This window comes from Kitasatospora sp. NPDC057904 (assembly GCF_042887925.1).
Lineage (GTDB): Bacteria > Actinomycetota > Actinomycetes > Streptomycetales > Streptomycetaceae > Kitasatospora.
The window spans coordinates 236,733-254,614 of record NZ_JBHVOL010000003.1; the positions used below are offsets into that span (position 1 = coordinate 236,733).

14 protein-coding genes are annotated in these 17,882 nt (G+C 74.3%); 7 read left to right on the plus strand and 7 right to left on the minus strand.

What is annotated here, in order from left to right:
- Nucleotides 1-295 precede the first annotated feature (295 nt).
- Complete coding sequence (locus tag ACFVSN_RS09830; protein ID WP_380436183.1) at nucleotides 296-1,573, minus strand: acyl-CoA dehydrogenase family protein; 1,278 nt, start codon at nucleotides 1,571-1,573, stop codon at nucleotides 296-298.
- A gap of 423 nt (nucleotides 1,574-1,996) precedes the next feature.
- Here ACFVSN_RS09830 and ACFVSN_RS09835 point away from each other — a divergent pair, with 423 nt between their 5' ends.
- The 3 genes from ACFVSN_RS09835 (at nucleotide 1,997) to ACFVSN_RS09845 (ending at nucleotide 7,330) form a co-directional block, all read left to right on the plus strand.
- Nucleotides 1,997-3,061 (plus strand): GAF domain-containing protein, encoded by a 1,065-nt coding sequence (locus ACFVSN_RS09835; protein ID WP_380500494.1) that lies wholly within the window; start codon nucleotides 1,997-1,999, stop codon nucleotides 3,059-3,061.
- Between the two features lie 255 nt (nucleotides 3,062-3,316).
- Complete coding sequence (locus ACFVSN_RS09840; protein WP_387954687.1) at nucleotides 3,317-4,888, plus strand: lipase maturation factor family protein; 1,572 nt, start codon at nucleotides 3,317-3,319, stop codon at nucleotides 4,886-4,888.
- A 204-nt stretch (nucleotides 4,889-5,092) separates the two neighbouring features.
- The gene (locus tag ACFVSN_RS09845) at nucleotides 5,093-7,330 is read left to right on the plus strand and encodes a hypothetical protein (RefSeq protein WP_387954375.1); all 2,238 of its coding nucleotides are present in this window, start codon (nucleotides 5,093-5,095) and stop codon (nucleotides 7,328-7,330) included.
- Between the two features lie 72 nt (nucleotides 7,331-7,402).
- On the opposite strand, the gene ACFVSN_RS09850 is transcribed toward ACFVSN_RS09845, so the two are convergent.
- Both ACFVSN_RS09850 and ACFVSN_RS09855 read right to left on the minus strand, forming a co-directional pair.
- Nucleotides 7,403-8,443 (minus strand): transglycosylase SLT domain-containing protein, encoded by a 1,041-nt coding sequence (locus tag ACFVSN_RS09850; protein WP_387954377.1) that lies wholly within the window; start codon nucleotides 8,441-8,443, stop codon nucleotides 7,403-7,405.
- A 50-nt stretch (nucleotides 8,444-8,493) separates the two neighbouring features.
- Nucleotides 8,494-9,342 (minus strand): helical backbone metal receptor, encoded by an 849-nt coding sequence (locus tag ACFVSN_RS09855; protein WP_380436191.1) that lies wholly within the window; start codon nucleotides 9,340-9,342, stop codon nucleotides 8,494-8,496.
- A 227-nt stretch (nucleotides 9,343-9,569) separates the two neighbouring features.
- Here ACFVSN_RS09855 and ACFVSN_RS09860 point away from each other — a divergent pair, with 227 nt between their 5' ends.
- The 3 genes from ACFVSN_RS09860 (at nucleotide 9,570) to ACFVSN_RS09870 (ending at nucleotide 12,619) form a co-directional block, all read left to right on the plus strand.
- Entirely contained in the window at nucleotides 9,570-10,664 is a 1,095-nt protein-coding gene (locus ACFVSN_RS09860) for an ABC transporter substrate-binding protein (protein WP_387954378.1), read from the plus strand.
- Nucleotides 10,665-10,760: 96 nt separating this feature from the next.
- Nucleotides 10,761-11,795, plus strand: coding sequence for a FecCD family ABC transporter permease (locus ACFVSN_RS09865; protein ID WP_387954689.1), 1,035 nt, complete (start codon nucleotides 10,761-10,763; stop codon nucleotides 11,793-11,795).
- Nucleotides 11,792-12,619 carry an ABC transporter ATP-binding protein gene (locus tag ACFVSN_RS09870; RefSeq protein WP_387954380.1) on the plus strand — a complete coding sequence of 276 codons (828 nt, stop codon included), beginning with the start codon at nucleotides 11,792-11,794 and terminating at the stop codon, nucleotides 12,617-12,619. Before ACFVSN_RS09865 ends, ACFVSN_RS09870 begins: the two co-directional genes overlap by 4 nt.
- Here ACFVSN_RS09870 and ACFVSN_RS09875 read toward each other — a convergent pair.
- The 4 genes from ACFVSN_RS09875 to ACFVSN_RS09890 all read right to left on the minus strand — a co-directional run bounded on the left by ACFVSN_RS09875 (nucleotide 12,604) and on the right by ACFVSN_RS09890 (nucleotide 17,509).
- Nucleotides 12,604-13,566: an L-tyrosine/L-tryptophan isonitrile synthase family protein gene (locus ACFVSN_RS09875; RefSeq protein WP_387954381.1), complete on the minus strand. Its 963-nt coding sequence runs from the start codon at nucleotides 13,564-13,566 to the stop codon at nucleotides 12,604-12,606. The two genes, ACFVSN_RS09870 and ACFVSN_RS09875, sit on opposite strands and share 16 nt — an antisense overlap.
- Before the next feature lie 136 nt (nucleotides 13,567-13,702).
- Nucleotides 13,703-15,172 (minus strand): cytochrome P450, encoded by a 1,470-nt coding sequence (locus ACFVSN_RS09880; protein WP_387954383.1) that lies wholly within the window; start codon nucleotides 15,170-15,172, stop codon nucleotides 13,703-13,705.
- A gap of 62 nt (nucleotides 15,173-15,234) precedes the next feature.
- Nucleotides 15,235-16,629: an MFS transporter gene (locus ACFVSN_RS09885; RefSeq protein ID WP_387954385.1), complete on the minus strand. Its 1,395-nt coding sequence runs from the start codon at nucleotides 16,627-16,629 to the stop codon at nucleotides 15,235-15,237.
- A 316-nt stretch (nucleotides 16,630-16,945) separates the two neighbouring features.
- A complete protein-coding gene (locus tag ACFVSN_RS09890; RefSeq protein ID WP_380490044.1) occupies nucleotides 16,946-17,509 on the minus strand; it encodes a sigma-70 family RNA polymerase sigma factor in 564 nt (187 codons plus the stop codon).
- A 100-nt stretch (nucleotides 17,510-17,609) separates the two neighbouring features.
- On the opposite strand from ACFVSN_RS09890, the gene ACFVSN_RS09895 reads away from it, so the two are divergent.
- Nucleotides 17,610-17,852 carry a zf-HC2 domain-containing protein gene (locus ACFVSN_RS09895; RefSeq protein ID WP_387954386.1) on the plus strand — a complete coding sequence of 81 codons (243 nt, stop codon included), beginning with the start codon at nucleotides 17,610-17,612 and terminating at the stop codon, nucleotides 17,850-17,852.
- Nucleotides 17,853-17,882 lie beyond the last annotated feature (30 nt).

Genomic DNA, 17,882 nt, shown 5'->3' on the forward strand with positions numbered 1-17,882 from the left:
CAGAAGCGAACACCCTCCGTCGGATGGTGCGGTGACGGATCGTCGCAGGTCGAACCGTTTTCCCGGTGAGGGGGACGGCTCCGCGGGAGGTCGGGGGATCCTTCCGCGGAGCCGTCAGGAACAGGTCAAACGTCGGTATGCTGAAGGGTCGGCCACAGAGGCATCGGCAGCGGCACCGACAGAGACATCGGCTGAGACATCGGCAGGGGCGTCGGCGGACGGTCGACGAGTGGGCGGACCGGCGAACAGGGGTGGTCGGTCCGATCGGGGTCGACGGCGGTGCCGGGCCCGGCCGCTATCCCGCCAGCGGCATCGTGATCACCTCTCCGCCGCGGCGCTCGGCCTCCTCCTCCAGCTGCGCCTCCCGCTGGGCCAGTTCGGTCCACGCCCAGCTGGCCGGCCCGGACAGTTCGGCCGACCACTGCTTGCCGTACGTGCCCGAGGCGATCTGCCCGAGCCGCAGCCGCTGGATGTCCGAGGTGCCGGCCGGCGGGTAGACGTGGGTGGCGTCCCGCTGGTAGCGCTCGATGTTGAAGTCGGTGTGCAGGCCGCGGGCCGCGTGGATCTCCATGGCGTTGCGCGCCGAGTCGAGCGCGTACTCGGTGTTGATGAGCTTGGCGTTCATCAGCTCGGCGTCGCAGGCCTTGCCGTGGTCGAGCAGGTGCGAGGCGTGGTAGGCGGCGAGCTTGGCGGTCATCAGCCGGGACTGCATCTCGCCGAGCTTCAGCGCGATGTTGGGCAGCTGGTTGAGCGGCTTGCCGTACAGCACCCGCTCCTCGGCGAAGCGCGCGGTGTCCTCGACGATCGCGACGTGGATGCCGAGGGCGACGGCGGCCAGGTTGAGCCGTCCGTAGAGCGTGGACGACGAGTAGGCGACGTCCAGACCCTGGCCCTCGCGGCCGAGCCGGTTGCCCACCGGGACGCGGCAGTCCTCGAAGACGATCTCGCCGAAGCTGAAGCCGTGCAGCCCGCTCTGGGAGCCGCGGGTGCCGGTGCGGAAGCCCGGGCGGTCGCTCTCGACGAGGAACGCGGACAGCCCCCGGCTGCCCTGGTCGGTGCGCAGGACGACGCCGTGGACGTCGCCGATGTGGGAGTTGCCCACGAACCACTTGCGCCCGTTGAGGACGTACTCGTCTCCCTCGCGGCGCGCGGTGCCCGCCATGCCGAGCACGTGGCCGCCGGACTCCGGCTCGGTGACGGCGATGGTGGGCAGGGCCTCCCCGGAGGCGAACTTCGGGAGCCACTTGCGCCGCTGGGCGTCCGAGCCGTAGTGGAGGACCTTGGCCACGCCGAGCTGCGAGGCCTGGGCCACGGCGCCCATCGCACCGCTCACCCGGGCCAGTTCCTCGACGATGACGGTCTTGGCGAGGTGCCCGAGTCCCAGCCCGCCGAAGACCTGCGGGATCGTCACACCGATCCAGCCCCGGCGGGCGATCTCGCGCGACAGCTCGAACTCCACCTGCCGGTCGGCCTCCATTCTGGCCACGTGCGGACGTATCTCCTTCTCCGCGAACTCGCGCACCTCCGCCCGGAGGCTCTCGTGGCGCTCGTCGGTGAAGTAGTCCATGGTCATGCCGGGGTCCTCTCGTTTCGGGGTGTCGTGCCTCCGTCCGTGCCGTCGATGCCGCGCCGGCCGCCGCTGCGGTGGGGTGTGGGGTCGTGGGTGGCGGCCGGTTGCCCTCGTTCGCCCCTTTGCAACCGGTGCGTGCGGAACTCCGGCCGGGATCCCCGGGGGTTGGGGCTACCGTCCGTGTCTTCGGCAGGGCTCATTGTCATATGGGCATAAGGAAGTCACCCAGAGCCGATCTTGGATTGGCGCGAAAAAGATCGTCCGAATTTCGCTTGGTTTCGCCATGTGACCGGATGGGAAGTGATCTTCGTCCCCGCGGCAACCTGCCGAGCGGCCGTTCACATGCGGCTTTGACTGTCCATCAGCAACCAGAACCACCCGGCCCGGGGGCGCCGAACCCCCCGGATGTCTGATTACATGTGCGCCATGACTGATGTGATGAGCACTCAAGGCCAGTTCCCGGGTGCCGCCGGCGAGTCCGAGCGCACCCGCAGACTGCGCACCCTCGGTCTCAACGAACCCTCCGCGGACGAAGCCTTCGACCGCTTCGCCCACCTGGCGGCCAGCATCACCCGGGCCCCCATCGCGATGGTCAACTTCATCAACGACGAGCGCCAGATGTTCCGGGGGCTCTACATTCCGCCAAACTCCTCCGACACGGCCTCCGACGACGGCGCCTCCTGGGCCGACCGGGGCATCGCGTTCGACCTCCCCACGCGCGAGATGCCGCTGAGCCACGGCTTCTGCCCCCACGTCGTCGCCCAGCGCTCCCCGCTCGCCCTCGACGACATCCTCGCCTACCCCCGGTTCGCCGGGAACCCGGTCGTCGACGAACTCGGCGTGCGCGCCTACCTGGGCGCCCCGCTCGTCGACGACACCAACACCGTCATCGGCACCGTCTGCGTCCTCGACCGCGAACCCCGCCAGTGGGGGCGCGAGCGCCTGCGCGACATCCAGCACCTCGCCGAGGCCCTCCTCTCCGAGATCCGGCTGCGCGACACCCTGCTCGCCCAGCAGCAGGAGATGTTCGCCGCCTTCGACGGCTCGCCCTTCCCGATCATGCTCACCGACGGCCCCGGCCAGGAGATCCGCTACGCCAACGCCCAGCACGCCGAGACCTTCGGAGCCCCGGTGGCGTACGGCGCGGTCGGCGCCGCCTACCCGCAGCTCGGTGCGGCCGGCCTCCAGCAGGCCGTCGCCGAGGCTTACCACACCGGGCGGGCCACCGTCCTCGGCGACGTCCGGATCCAGTCAGGGCGCCCCGACCAGCGCGGGCAGCAGATCTTCAGCTTCACCTGCACCCCGATGCGCACCGCCCGCACCGGCCAGGTCAACGGTGTCCTCACCGTCGGCATGGACGTCACCGCGCAGTCCCGCACCGAGGAGGAGCTCGGCACGCTGGCCGCCCTCCTGGTCGACCGGCTCCAGCAGAACGGATCCGCCGGCCGCCCGGGCATCGCCGGGGAGAGCGGAATGGTCCTGCCGGGCTGAACGCCGAGCGGCCGTCCGCGGCACCGTCGAGATCACCGGACCGTCCAGTGGGGCGGGGCGCCTCTCACCCCCGAGGAGAGGCTCCCCGCCCCACTGCCGTCCGGGCCCGGGCCCCGATCGTCCGTACGCCACCGCCTGCCGCCTGCCGCCTGCCGTTCGAACTCCGCCATCCGCCGCCACCGAGCGGGTGAACCGCCCGCCCCCGCCCGCCCGTTCGGGCCCGACCAGCCGCCCGCGGTGGTAGGCATGGGCCGCATGGACTGGTTCGCCGCCCCCGACTACTGGCCGAGCCGGCTGCTCGTCCAGCGGATGCTCGCCGGCCTCTACCTGATCGGCTTCCTCAATGCCGCGGCCCAGTTCCGCGCCCTGATCGGCGTCCACGGCATGCTCCCGGTGCCGCGCTTCACCGCCCGCGTCCCCTTCCGCCGGGCACCCAGCCTGTTCCACCTCCACTACAGCGACCGCTACTTCGCCGCCGTCGCGTGGACCGGAGCCGCCGCGGCCGCAGCCCTCGCCGCCGGACTCGGCGACACCCTCCCGCTCTGGGCCTCCCCGCTGCCGTGGGCCCTGCTCTGGGTCCTCTACCTCTCCATCGTCAACGTCGGCCAGACCTGGTACTCCTTCGGCTGGGAGTCGCTCCTCCTCGAAGCCGGTTTCCTCGCCGCCTTCCTCGGCACCGCCGACACCGCCCCGCCCGCCCCCGTCCTGTGGCTGATGCGCTGGCTGGTCTTCCGCGTCGAGTTCGGCGCCGGACTGATCAAGATCCGCGGCGACAGCTGCTGGCGCGACCTCACCTGCCTGCGCTACCACCACGAGACCCAGCCCATGCCAGGACCGCTCAGCTGGTTCTTCCATCACCTGCCCGACCCCCTCCACCGCGTCGAGGCCGCCGCCAACCACGTCGTCCAATTCGTCGTCCCGCTCGGCCTCTTCCTCCCGCAGCCGGTCGCCACCTACGCCGCCTGCCTGATCACCGCCACCCAGCTGTGGCTGATCGCCTCCGGCAACTTCGCCTGGCTCAACTGGCTCACCATCGCCCTCGCCCTCGCCGCCGTCGACCCCGCCCGCATCGGCCTGCCCGTCCACACCCGCACCTACCCGGCCACCCCCGCCTGGTACGAGGCCCTCGTCCTCGCCCTCACCGCGACCGTCGCCGTCCTCAGCTACTGGCCCGTGCGCAACCTGCTCTCCCGCGGCCAGGTCATGAACCGCTCCTTCAACCGGCTCCACCTCGTCAACACCTACGGCGCCTTCGGCAGCATCAACCGCGTCCGCCAGGAGGTCGTCGTCGAAGGCACCGACGAACCCGTCCTCACCCCCGACACCGTCTGGCGCGAATACGGCTTCAAGGGCAAACCCGGCGACGTCCGCCGCCTGCCCCGCCAGTACGCCCCCTACCATCTACGGCTCGACTGGCTCATGTGGTTCGCCGGCATCTCACCCGGCTACGCCCGCCCCTGGTTCCTGCCCTTCGCCGCCCGCCTCCTCACCGGCGACCCCGCCACCCTGCGCCTGCTGCGCCACAACCCCTTCCCCGACGCCCCGCCGACCCACGTCCGGGCGACCCTCCACCTCTACCGGTTCACCGGATGGCGCGAACTGCGGCGGACCGGAGCGTGGTGGCACCGCACCCCCCTGTCCGAATACCTCGCCCCCGTCGACCTCGCCGCCCTCGCCCGAGCCGGCCACCGCCCGCCCCCGGGCCACCGGCCACCGCCCGGTCGGCGCACCCGCACCGTCCCCCTCGATCGCCTCCGTCGCCCGGACGGCCGACACCACCACCCGCCCGGCCCCGCCGGCGGTCACCCGCCCGGACCTCCCGAGTAGCGCCCAGCCGGGCGTCATGGCACGCGACACCGGCCCGTCGGACGGTGGGTGCGTGCAAGGCTCGAACGGGCACCCGTATTCTGGGCGTCCACAACCGGCGGTTCGACCGCGCGCCCCCCGCCCCGGCCCCGGGGCACCCCGCGCGAACGGTCCGTCGCCCCCTCGCCGCCAGCCCCGCCGCCGTCGCCCAGAACCGGACCTCACATGACAGTGCTTCACTCGCGCAACGCCGACGCAGCCGACCCGGCGGACGTCGCCGACGCCGCAGACGTCAAGGACCCCCAGGACGCCGCCGCGGAGCCCGACCTCCGCGAGGACCTCGGCCGCTACGCCGAACTCGGCGCCTTCACCCTCACCACCGACACCCACGCCTGGTACGCGGCCCTCGACACCGTCGCCACCCCCGAGGACGCCCGCGCCGCCAGCAGCGCCCTCGCCGAACTGCGCGGCCACGACCTCACCCGGACCTGGGAGGCCGTCACCGCGCTCGCCACCGACGCCAAGCTCGACGAACCCGACACCGTCGCCAAGACCGTGCTCCTCGTCGAACTCCTCCAGCGCGTCCACCGCACCTCCGGCACCCTGACGGCCGCCGCCTACGACGCCGACCTCGACGCCCTCACCGCCGCCACGGCCGACGGCGCCTGGCGCCGCGAGCGCGGCGTCAAGCTCTCCTGGCTGCGCGCCCGCGCCCTGCGCAAGCAGGCCACCGCCCTCGCCACCGAGCGCCGCACCCGCCGCGAGGACCTCCACGAGGCCCTCGCCTCCGCCGAGGTCGAGCGCCGCGCCTGGGCCGCCCTCGCCCCCTCCGGCACCCTGCCCACCGCCCCCGGCGACGGCACCCTCGTCGAGCGCACCGCCCAGACCTTCGACGCGATCAACGCCGGCCTGCGCGAACTCGCCCGCGTCCTGCCCGACCATGACCTCGACGGCCTGCCCTTCGCCGAGCTCGTCGACCTCGTCGAGCGCCTCGCTGCCGACGAGGGCACCCTCTACCGCCTGCCCACCATCCACAGCCTGCGCACCACCCTGGAAGAGGCCGGACTCGGCGACCTGCTCGCCGAGCTCGCCGCCGCCAGGGCCGACCGCCGCGCCGCCGACGCCGCCTACGCGGCCCGCCAGGCCCTGGCCGGCGGCCAGCGCGACGGGCTGGCGGAGGCTCCTGCCGCGGCTGTCGTCGCGGAGGAGGCCGCCGAGGCGGCCGAGGCCGTGACCGAGGCCGTGACCGAGGCCGTGACCGAGGCCGAGGCCGAGGCCGAGACTTCGGCGGAGCCGGTGGCCGAGGCGGAGGTCGAGGCGGAGATCGGGGACGAGCCGTCCGTCGTCTCCCTCCCGGCGCCGTCCCCGGCGGCCGACGACCTCGTGGCCGCCGCCGCTGCCGCGCTCGTCGAGACCGAGGACGCGCCGGTCGAGGCCGAGGAGCCGAAGGCCGTCGAGGAGACCGCCGTTGAGGCTGCCGAGGCCGCGATTGAGGTCGTGGAGCCGGAGGTCGTCGTGGCCGAGGTGGCCGCCGAGTCGGTGGAGGTCGCCGAGGAGACGGCCGTCGAGGCCGAGGCTGTCGAGCTGGAGGCGGTGGCCGAGGTGACCGCCGAGGCGGCCGTCGAGGCCCCGGTTGAGGTTGTGGAGCCGAAGGTCGTCGAGGAGACGGCCGTTGAGGCCGAGGCTGTCGAGCTGGAGGCGGTGGCCGAGGTGACCGTCGAGGCCGCCGTCGAGGCGCCGGTTGAGGTTGTGGAGCCGGAGGCCGTCGTGGCCGAGGTGGCCGCCGAGTCGGTGGAGGTCGTCGAGGAGACGGCCGACGAGGCCGAGGCCGTGGCCGGGCCCGCCGTTGAGGTTGCGGTCGCCGAGCCCGAGGCCGTCGTCGAGGCTCCCGCCGTGGTGGAGGAGGAGCCCGGCGTCGAGGCAGAGGCGGTGGAGCCGGAGACGACCGTCGAGGCCGAGCCCGAGGCTGTCGAGCCCGAGGCCGCCGTCGAGGCCGAGCCGGTCGCCGAGCCGGTCGCCGAGGTCGAGGCCGCTGCCGAGCCGACCCCCGAGGCTTCCCCCGAGCCGATCGCCGAGGCCCCGGAGGCCGTTGAGGCGCCGGTGGCCGTCGAGGCCGAGGTGACGGACGAGCCGGAGGCCGCCGTCGAGCCCGCCGCCGAGGCTCCGGCCCCGGTGGAGGAGGAGTCCGCCGCCGAGGCAGTGGCGGTCGAGGCGGAGGAGCAGCCCGTCGAGCCGGCCGCGTCCGCCGGTCGCCCGGCGAAGCCGGACTTCACGCCCGGGCGGCCTGTGACCGCCTACTCGGCGGAGGAGCTGCTGGCGGTCGTCCGCTGGGTGGACGGCGACGGGGTCGAGCGCAGCGAGGAGGAGCTGCTGCGCGCCGCGATGAAGGAGCTGGGCTTCGGCCGCCTCGGTCCGCGCATCAAGGAGGCGCTGGGCGCCGCCGTCACCGCCGCGCGTGGCTGACGGACCCACCGCAGTGCCCGAGGGGCCCGGAACGCACGTCGGCGTTCCGGGCCCCTCGGGCGTTCTCCGGTCTCAGCCGGCCTTGTTCCAGGGCTGACTCGCCATGAGCGCCTTGACGTTGGCGACGTAGCCCGGGTTCGGGATGACGAGGCTGCCGACGGTCGCGCCGGTGGCCGGGTCGGTGGCGGTGTTGTAGTGGACGTTGCCCGCGCCCGCGTTGTAGGCGGAGATGACGAGGTCGAGCAGCGGGGTCTTCCCGGTGGCGGGGTCGGGGGAGAGGTCGTACGTGCCGCCGAACCCGGAGTCGCCGAAGTAGGCGACCAGCCAGTCGAGCAGCTGGGTGCCGAGCTGGACGTTGCCGGCGAGGGTCTTGGCGTCGGAGACGGTGCCGAACTTGGTGTTCATCCAGCTCACGGTGTTCGGCATGACCTGCATGGTGCCGATCCCGCCGTCGCAGGCGAGGATGCCGGACTGCCAGCCGCTCTCCTGCCAGGCGATGGCCTTGACCAGGTTGACCGGCAGCGGCGGGAGCTTGTCGGTGCCTCCGCTGCTGAGGGTGAGCGTGCGGGCCTGGCCGGCCGCGGCGGTGAGCGCCGCGCCGACGGCGTCCTTGGCCTCGTCCGGCTGCGGCTTGCTCGGCTTGCAACTGCTCTGCAGCGGCGGGGCGTGCGGGCCCTCGGGCGCGGGCGGCGGCGGGGGAGCGACGGGGCCGGGCTTGGCGGTCGGCGCCGGGGCCGCGGCGACGGGGGCGGCGGCCGGGGCGGGGGCCTTCTCGGCACTGCCGGTGGACGGCTTGGCCGCGCCGGGCTTGGCACCGCTCGCCGTCGGGCCCGGGCTCGGGCTCGCCTTGGCCGACTTGCCCGCCGACGCGCTCGCGCTCGGGCTGCCGGTGGCGCTCGCGCCAGGCGACGGCGTCGCACTCGCGGCAGGGCTCGCGGACGCGCTCGCGCCAGCCGTGTCGGCGGGCGAGGCGCTCGCGGCCAGAGCCGTCGTGCCCGGCGCCGCACGGGTGTCGGTCGTCGCGGACTTGCTCCCGCACCCGGCCAGGACGGCGGTCGAGACGGCCGCGGCCGACACCATCACCAGCGCACGCCGGGATGTGCTCACTGCCATGTGTGGTTCCCCCACTTGATCGCCGGTGGTCCCGGCGAGTGGCGGTCATCCTACGGGGGCGTGTTCCCACCCTGTACGAACGGGTGGTCGAGCGCCGTGCCGAGCACCGCCGGGGCCTCGGCGAGCGAGGGCCCGTACCAGGTGAGGTGACGTCCGCTGACCAGCGCCGCCGGCACGCCGGGGAACGCCTCCGGGCCGTCCCCGGCGGTGAACCGGTACGGCTCGTCCGGCAGGACGACCAAGTCGGGTGCGCAGGCGAGCAGTTCGGGCAGCGGGATGGCCGGGTAGCGCTCGGCGTGGCCGGCGTGGACGAGCCGCACTCCGAGGCGCCGCAGCACGTCCCCGGCGAAGGTGTCGCGGCCGAGGACCATCCACGGGCGCCGCCAGATCGGCACGATCGCCCGCGGACCGTCGGTCTTCTGCCCGCTCCGCCGTCCGTCGATCTTTTGCCCGCTGCGCCGACCGTCCACCCCGCGCCACGCCGCCTGCGCCTCGTCCAGCCACCCCGGCCGCGGGAGGCCGCACGCGAGGGTCAGCAGCCGTTCCAGGGAGCGGAACGCGTCGTCGACGGTGCGGATGTCGGTCACCCAGACCGGCACGCCGGCCGCCCGCAGCGCGTCGAGGTCCGGCCGACGGTTCTCCTCGTCGTTGGCGAGGACGAGGTCAGGGGCCAGGGCGAGGATCCGCCGGACGTCCGGGTTCTTGGTGCCGCCGATCCGCGGCACGTCCAGTCCGGCCGGGTGGGTGCACCAGTCGGTGGCGCCGGCCAGCAGGCCGGGGGCGGTGACGGCGAGCGACTCGGTCAGCGACGGCACCAGCGAGACCACCCGCCGCACCGGGCCCGGACCGAGCCGGACGGGCAGGTCGAGATCGTCCCGCAGGACGGTGGGTTCGGCCATCGGGCCAGCCTACGCCCCGCGCCTACGCCCCGCGCCTACGCCCCGCGCCTACGCCCGCGCCTGAGCCCGCGCGTGAGCGGACGGGGTCGCGCCGGAGGGGCCGTGCGGAGACGGCCCGGCGCGGAACTCCCCGAGATCCGCGGGAACCCGCCGCGCGAGCCGGCCGACTACCTGGTCCGGGTCCGCAGGACGGACCCCCAGCACGAGCACCCACCAGGAGAGTTCCCATGCGCCCTCGCACCGCCCGCGCCGTCGCGGCCGTCGTCGCCCTGTTCGCCACGGCCACGGCCTGCGGAAGCACCGGAGGAGGGGGCGGCGGCTCGGACGCGCAGGCGACGGCCAAGGCCGCGCCCGCCGGATCCTTCCCGGTCAAGGTCGCCGACTGCGCGGGCCAGGAGACCACCATCGCCAAGGCCCCCTCGAAGATCGTCACCAGTAACGCTTCCAGCCTGGAGATGCTGCTCCAACTCGGGGCCGGGGACCGCCTGATCGGCACCGGCTTCCCGCCCGGCAAGGGCAGCCTCCCGGCGGACCTCGCCGAGCAGGGCACCAAGGTGCCCGTCCTCGGCGACCGCGTCATCTCCAAGGAGAAGCTCCTCGGCTCCGGCGCGGACCTCTACGTCGACACCTTCGGCGCCATGCCGATGATGGGCGGCGGCACCACCGGGCCGAGCCCGGAGGAGTTCGCCGCGGCCGGCATCCAGCACGTCTACCTCCTCTCCACCGCCTGCGCCGGCACCCCGAAGGCCGCCAAGGCGCCGCGCACCGACCTCGCCCAGGTCGAGAACGACATCCGCAGGCTCGGCGCCGTCACCGGCACCGCCGCCCGCGCCGAGGAACTCGTCGCCGGCATGGAGAAGCGCGTGGGCGACGTGCGGACCGCCCTCGCCGGAGTGCCGGACGACAAGCGGCCGAGCTACTTCGTCTTCGACTTCGACGCCGGCACCAAGCAGCCCACCGCCGTCTGCGGCCGCCAGGTCGCCAACGCCGTGATCACCCTCGCCGGCGCCCGCAACGTCTTCGGCGACTGCGACGCCGACTTCAAGCCCGGCTCCTGGGAGGACGTGGTCGCCAAGAACCCGGACTGGATCCAGCTGGCCGTCCGCAACCGCGGCAGCGAGGAGGCCACCCGCAAGGCCTACGACGACGCCGAGGCGTTCCTCAAGGGCTTCCCCGCCACCCAGGGCCTGAAGGCCGTCCAGGAAGGACACTTCGTGCGGCTCGGCTCCGAGGTGACCACCATCGCGGGCGTGCGCAACGCCGACGCCGTCCGGCAGATCGCCGCCACCGTCCACCCGGACCTCGTCAAGAACGGGCAGTAGACCGTGCCTCCGTCCGTCACCGGCGAGGATCCCGGCGCGACCTCCGTCGCTGCCGCTGCTGCCGCTGCTGCCGCCGGCGGCCGCCCGGCCCGCTCCCTGCGGGCCGGGCCGCTGGCCGCCGCCCTCGGCGCCGCCCTCCTCCTCGCCCTCACCGCCGCCGTCTCCCTCGGCGCCGTCGACGTCCCGCCCGGCGAAGTCTGGGCCGTCATCGCCCGCCGGCTCACCGGACGCGCCCCCGAACCCGGCACCCGCGACCTCATCGTCTGGCAACTGCGCGTCCCCCGCGCCCTGCTGGCCGCCGTCGTCGGCGCCGGACTCGGCCTCGTCGGCACCGCCGTCCAGGCCCTCGTCCGCAACCCCCTCGCCGACCCCTACCTCCTCGGCATCTCCTCCGGCGCATCCCTCGGCGCCGTCGCCACCCTCGTCCTCGGCACCGCCCTCGGGCTCCAGCTCTCCTTCGGCAGCGCCCTCGGCCTCACCGTCTCCCTCGCCGCCTTCGCCGGCGCCCTCGCCGCGTTCTCCCTCGTCTGGCTCCTCGCCCGGCGCGGCGGCGGCTTCTCCCCGCTGCGCCTGGTCCTCGCCGGCATCGGCATCGCCCAGTTCCTCGGCGGCATCACCAGCTACCTCGTCCTCCAGACCAGCGACGAACAGCAGACCAGAGGCGTCCTGTTCTGGCTCATGGGCAGCCTCGGCGGCGCCGTCTGGTCCCAACTCGCCATCCCCGCAGCCGCCGTGGCCCTCGGTCTCGCCCTGCTCCAGGCCCGCGCCCGCGCACTCAACGCGATGCTCATGGGCGACGAGACCGCCGCCGGACTCGGCGTCGACGTCACCCGGCTGCGCCGCGAGATCTTCGTCGTCACCAGTGTCCTCACCGGCGTGCTGGTCGCCGTCTCCGGCGCGATCGGCTTCGTCGGGCTCATGGTGCCGCACGTGTGCCGGCTGCTCGTCGGCGGCGACCACCGGCGCCTGCTGCCGCTGTCCGCCCTCACCGGCGCCCTGCTGCTCGTCGTCGTCGACACCCTCGCCCGCACCGCCCTGGACAACCAGGAACTGCCCATCGGCGTCGTCACCGCCGTCCTCGGCGCCCCCACCCTGCTCTACCTGCTGGACCGACGACTGGAGCGCAATTGAGGATCGCCGTCGAAGACCTGAGCGTCGCCCTCGCCGGACGCACCGTCGTGGCCGGCGTCCACCTCGTCGCCGAGGAGGGCGAGATCGCCGGACTGGTCGGACCCAACGGCAGCGGCAAGTCCAGCCTGCTGCGCACGGTCTACCGGCACCTGCGGCCGAGCGCGGGGCGGATCCTCCTGGCCGGACGGGAGCTGGAGGGCATCTCCCCGGCGGAGTCCGCCCGGCACATCGCGGCCCTCCCGCAGGAACGCGGCGGCGACTTCGAACTGACCGTCCGCGAGGTCGTCGCCATGGGCCGCACCCCCTACAAGCGCGCATTCGCCGCCGACGACGCCGAGGACCACCGCGTCGTCGCCGACGCCCTCGTGCGCGTCGGCATGACGGAGGCCGCCGACCGCCGGTTCGCCCAGCTGTCCGGCGGCGAACGCCAGCGGGTGCTGCTCGCCCGGGCGCTCGCCCAGCAGCCGGACGTCCTCGTGCTGGACGAGCCGACCAACCACCTGGACGTCCGCCACCAGGTCGAACTCCTCGCCCTGCTACGGGAACAGCGTCGCACCACCCTGGTCGCGCTGCACGACCTCAACGCCGCCGCCTCGGTCTGCGACCGCCTGCACGTCCTGCACCGCGGCGCCCTCGTGGCCTCCGGAGTACCGCGCGACGTGCTCACCTCCGACCTGCTCGCCGAGGTGTTCGGCGTGCGGGCGGCGGTGGTCGAACACCCGCTCACCGGCGACCCGCTGATCGCCTTCGACCACCGCACGCCCGCGTCCTCGGCCGGTGCTCCGGTGGACGCCGACGCGGCGCGGGCTCAGACCGTCTCGTAGTGGCTCGGGCGGCCGTCGCTCTCGACGAGCCGCCCGAGCTCCGCGGCGTCCGCGCTGCGCAGCAACTCCCAGCGGCCGTCGGCCCGGTGGAGCACCGAGGAGTGCCAGGGCGTCGTCCACGCGTCCGCCGCCTCCAGCAGGCGGATGCCGAACTTCGGCGCCCCGGCCCGCTGCGGGTGGATGGACAGCCGGAACGCGTCCGGGTGGTGCTCGGCGATCAGGTCCCCCCAGGCGCGGCTGCGCTGGATCACCCCGTACGCGCGGCGGCGGCACTCGCGCTGGAGGGCCGACTTGGTGCCGGTGAAGCCGACGGTGTCCTCGGTGAGGAACCGGGTGATGCCCCGGTAGAGCCGCAGGGTCTCCTCGTCCGTCAGCACCTGCTCGCGCAACTCCTCGACGCTCGGCGCGTATCGAGCGTGCACACGGGCGCGCTTCTCGTCGAACGGCAGGTCGCCGAGGACGGCCCGCAGGTCGAAGGTGGCCAGGTGTCGCAGGCCCTCGCGCTCGATCATCGCGGCCAGTGCGTCGGAGTAGTCGTCGATGTGGTCGTCGGGGACGTGGATGAGGTCGCCGAAGATGTGGCCGTCCGAGCAGATCAGGATTCGCGCACCGGGCGCGTGGAGCGCGCCGATCCGCTCGCACAGCGCGTCGAGGAAGGTGAGCGACAGCCGCTCGCCCTCGTCGGGCAGGTGGCCGAGCACCTTCGCCGGGTTCGGCGACTTGCAGGGGAAACCGGGCAGGGTGAACACGATCGGCTCGCCGGCGGCGATGAAGTCCGCGAGCTGCGCCAGCTGGAGCGGGAAGTGGTGCGGCCCTGCGGCGAGTTCGGGGTCGGAGGCGCGGCGGTGCGGCAGGAGCAGGCCGAGGACGCGGGCGGCGAGGTGCTCGGCGGCTTCGTATGTGTGGGTGGATGGCTCGCGGGCGGTGATGGTGCCGACGGGCGGCATGGTGGTCCTCCAGCGGGACGTTGTCGTAAGGGCAATGGGTGCGGGCTACGGGCTACGGGCTACAGGCTGCAAGCAGGCGTGGCCGTGTCCTGGCCGGCGGTGCGGTCGCGGGCCAGGGGGTGGTGGTCGCCGCCGGTCAGACGCGCCGGTCGTAGGCGACCGGCAGCTCGTTCACACCGCGGGCCAGGACGGCGGGGATCCAGGTCAGGGCGTCCAGGCCGTCACCGCCCTCGGCCGGACCGGCGGGACGCAGCCCGGGGAGCCGGGTGAGCAACGTGCCGAGGGCCACCTGGAGTTCGGCACGGGCGAGGGCGGCGCCGGGGCAGTAGTGGATGCCGTGTCCGAAGGCGAGATGGGCGTTCGGGGTGCGGTCGAAGTCGAGCCGGTCGGCGTCCGGGAACCGCTCGCCGTCCCGGTTGGCGGCGCAGAGCGAGACGATGACCGAGTCGCCGGCCGGCACCGCGGTGCCGAACAGGTCGCTGTCCTCGGCGAAGAACCGCCAGGTGGTGAGCTCGAACGCGGCGTCGTGGCGCAGCAGTTCCTCCACCGCGCGGGGGAGCAGGCCGGGGTCGGCGGCGATGCCCTCGGCGAGCCGGACGAGGTGCCCGGGGTGGCGCAGCAGGGTGATCAGCATGGTGGTGATCTGGTTGGTGACCGGTTCCTGCCCGGCGACCAGTAGCTGGAACACGATCGAGTCGAGCTCCTCCGGGCTCAGCTCGCCGGCGTCACGGGCCGCGACGAGCCGGCCGAGCAGGTCGTCCTCGGCCCGGGCGGGGTCGTGGTGGGCGCGCTTGTGCTCGACCACGTCCGCGATGTACGTCTGCAGGCCGCGCAGCCGCGCCTCGTACGCGGGCCGGCCGGGGTCGAGCGGGCCGACCGGCTGCACCACTTTGCCCCAGTCGCGGTCGAAGCGCACGGCCAACTCGGGCGGCAGGCCGATGGTTTCGGCGAGCGCGCGGAACGGGTAGTGCGCGGCGAACCCGGCGACCAGATCGGCGCCGCCGGTGGCGGGCAGCTCGTCGACCAGGGCGTCGGCGAGCTCCTGGAGGCGCGGCCGCAGGGCCTCGACCCGGCGGGGCGCGAAGGCGTCGACGACGAGCCGGCGCATCGTCGTGTGCTTGGGCGGGTCCTGGTGGAGCAGGTGCACCTGGAGCTGCGAGTGCTGCGGCTCGGGCATGATCGAGGCGAGCCGGCGCCAGTTCTCGTTGCCCAGGGCGTGGTTCTTGCCCAGCCTGCCGTCGTTGAGGGCCGCGTGCGCGGCCTTGTAGCCGGTGACCAGCCAGGCGTGGATGCCGCTCGGGAACTCCACCCGGTGGACGGGGCCCGCCTCGCGCATCCGCCGGTACAGCGGGTACGGGTCGCGCTTGTACTCCGTCCCGTAGAGCGGTACGGGGGAGGGGAGTCGGGTGCCGTCGCGGTCGTCGTCGCCACCGTTGTCGCCACCGTTGTCGCCACCGCCGTCGGACGGGAGGCCGTAGCCGAACGGGCAGCGAGCCGCCGGGTCCGCGGGGTCCGCAGGGTCCGAAAGGTTTGCCGGGTTTGCCGGTTCTGCCGGGTTCGGCGGGCGGACGGCGGCAGGATCGAAGTCGGTGTCTATGTCGGTCATGTGCGGTGAACCTCCGGTCGTACGGTGTTCCAAGGGGGTGGCGGTCGGCCAGGGCGGCCGTGTCACGCCGTTGCGCGGTGGGCGCGGTGGTGGTGCAGGGCGAGGAGGGCGACGGCGCTCGCGGCGGCCAGGACGGCCAGGGCGATCCCGGCGCGGGTGCCGGTGGTCGCGCGGTCGCCGGCCAGGGTGGCCGCGGTGGCGAGGGCGGGCCCGAGGGCGAAGCCGAGGCTGCGGGCGAGCTGGACGGCGGAGCCCGCGGTGGCGAGCCGGCCGGGCGGCGAGGCGGTCATGACCAGGGCCTGGGTGGGGCCGCCGTTGAGGCCCATGCCCGCGCCGGCGAGGGCGAGGCGCCACGCGATGTCGGCGTTGGTCCAGCCGCCGTTCAGGGGGAGCAGCAGGAGCAGACCGAGGGTGGTGACGGCGGCGCCGCTCAGCGCGGTCGGCCGGGCGCCCCAGCGGTCCGCGAGCCGTCCGCCGAAGCGGCCGGCCACCACCATGCCGAGCGGGAAGGCCAGCATGGTGAGTGCGGTGCGGGTGGCGCTCTCGCCCTCCTGGCCGCGCAGGTGCTGGGCGAGCAGGTAGTGGCAGGCGGCGAAGCCCGCGGCGAGGGCGAGGACGGAGGCGTTGACGCCGGTGGTGCCGGCGGCCCGCAGCGTCTCGGCCACCGGTCGGCCGCCGGGGCGGCGCAGCCAGACGGCGACGAGCGGCGCGGCGGGCAGCGCGAGCAGGAGCCACAGCGGGGCCTTCGGCGCGAGGGTGAGCGCGAGCAGGACGGAGGCGACGGCGGAGCCGATCAGGGCGGCGTCGCCGAGCGAACTGCGGTCGGGCGGCGAGAGCCTGCCGGTGCGCGGGGCGTGGCGGAACACGATCAGCGCGGCGGCGAGGCAGACCGGGAGTTTGACCAGGAACACGGCCCGCCAGCCCACGTGGTCGAGCAGCAGACCGCCGATCACCGGACCGGTGACGGCCCCGAGCGGACCGAGCGTGGCGGGCACGCTCATCGCCCGCCCGCGCAGCTCGGGCCGGACGGCGGTGGCGGCGAGCACCGGCATCAGGACGAACAGCACCGCGCCGAAGGCGCCCTGGGCGAAGCGCGCCGCGATCAGCCAACTCGCCCACGGGGCGAGGGAGACGAGCGCGCTGCACGCGGCGAAGCAGCCGACCGCCGGCAGGAGGGCCGAGCGCGTGCCCACCTGGTCCAGCCATCGTCCGGCGGGCAACAGCAGGGCGACGAGCGGCAGTTGGTAGCCGAGCGCGGCCCACTGGGCGACTCCGGGGGAGACGTGCAGGCCGGCGGATATGTCGGTGAGCGCGAGGTTCACCACGTTCATGTCGAGCATCGCGACGAACGAGAGCAGCCCGGCGGCGACGACGAGGCTCCACCGGTCCGCCGGACCGTCCGGGTTTCCTGTGCTGTGCCTCAACTTGGCTTCGGGCAGGCCGTGTTGCGCGGCCATGGAGTCCTCCGTTCCCCCGCTGCGTACCGGACGCTGCCACCGCGGTGGCAGCGTCCGGTACAGCAGTCGGGGGTGGAGGGGGCGGGGTTCCCGAACACTTGGAGGAATTTTTCCGAAACCCGCACGAGGGGGGCGGGCGGGGGACGGCGGCGGGCAACTGACAGATGACAGATAACAGATTTCGAAATCTGTTATCTGTCATCTGAAACTTGTCAGCTGTCAGCTGTCGGCTGTCAGTCGCCGGTCCTCATCGGCTGCTCGCTGCACGCCGCACGCCGCTCACGGCCCGCTGCCGTTCGCCCCCCGGCCATGGTGCTCAGCACGCCGCCGCGAGCTCCCCGCCATCGGCCGCCCGGAGGCGGGCTATCAGCTCCTCCCGGGCCCGGGCCACCCGGGACCGGACGGTGCCGACCGGGCAGCCCGCCACTGCGGCGGCCTCGGCGTAGCTCAGGCCGACCACCTGCGTGAGCACGAACGCCTCGCGCCGCTGCGCGGGCACCCGGTCGAGCAGGTCGCCGAGCGCGATCCCGTCCTCGAACCCGGCCGCCGGCCCGGAGCCCTGCCGCTCCGCCGCCTCCTGCCAGTCCGGCAGCGCGGCCAGGCGCGGCCGGGCGGCGGCCGTCCGGTACCGGTCGATCACGGTGCGCCGGGCGATCGACAGCAGCCACGTGCGGGCCGACGATCGCCCCGCGAACCCGGGCAGGCTGCGCAGCGCCCGCAGGAACGTCTCCTGGGCGAGGTCGTCGGCGGACTGCACGTCGGTCAGGTGGGCGACGAAGCGCCACACGTCCCGCTGGGTGGCGCGGATGAAGGCCTCGACGTCCGGTGCCCGTCCGGCCCGGGCGGTCAGGGCGAGCGCGGTGAGCTGGTCGTCATCCACGGCGGCCTCCGTCGCGCCGTCCGTGGAGCCGCCCGTCGGTCCGGTGAGTCCGGCGGACCCGGCCGCGCCGCCCGTCGAAGCCGTGAGGGACGATGACCATATGAGATGCGCGCAGTTCCGCACCGCCCTGTCCGCCCGCCTCGACGGCGAGGCGGCCGGGCTCCCGGACGGCCGTCTGGACGGTCACGTCGCCCGCTGCGCGGGCTGCCGGGACTGGCTGGAGCAGGCCGAACGGCTGCGCGGCCGGGTGGCGGCGAGCGCGGCCGACGGCCCGTCCGCCGACTGGTCCGCGAGCCTGCTGGCCCGGCTGGAGGAGGACGGGCCGGGCGGCCCGCAGCGTTAGGACGAGGGCGCCGGCCGGAGCCGGTGCGCC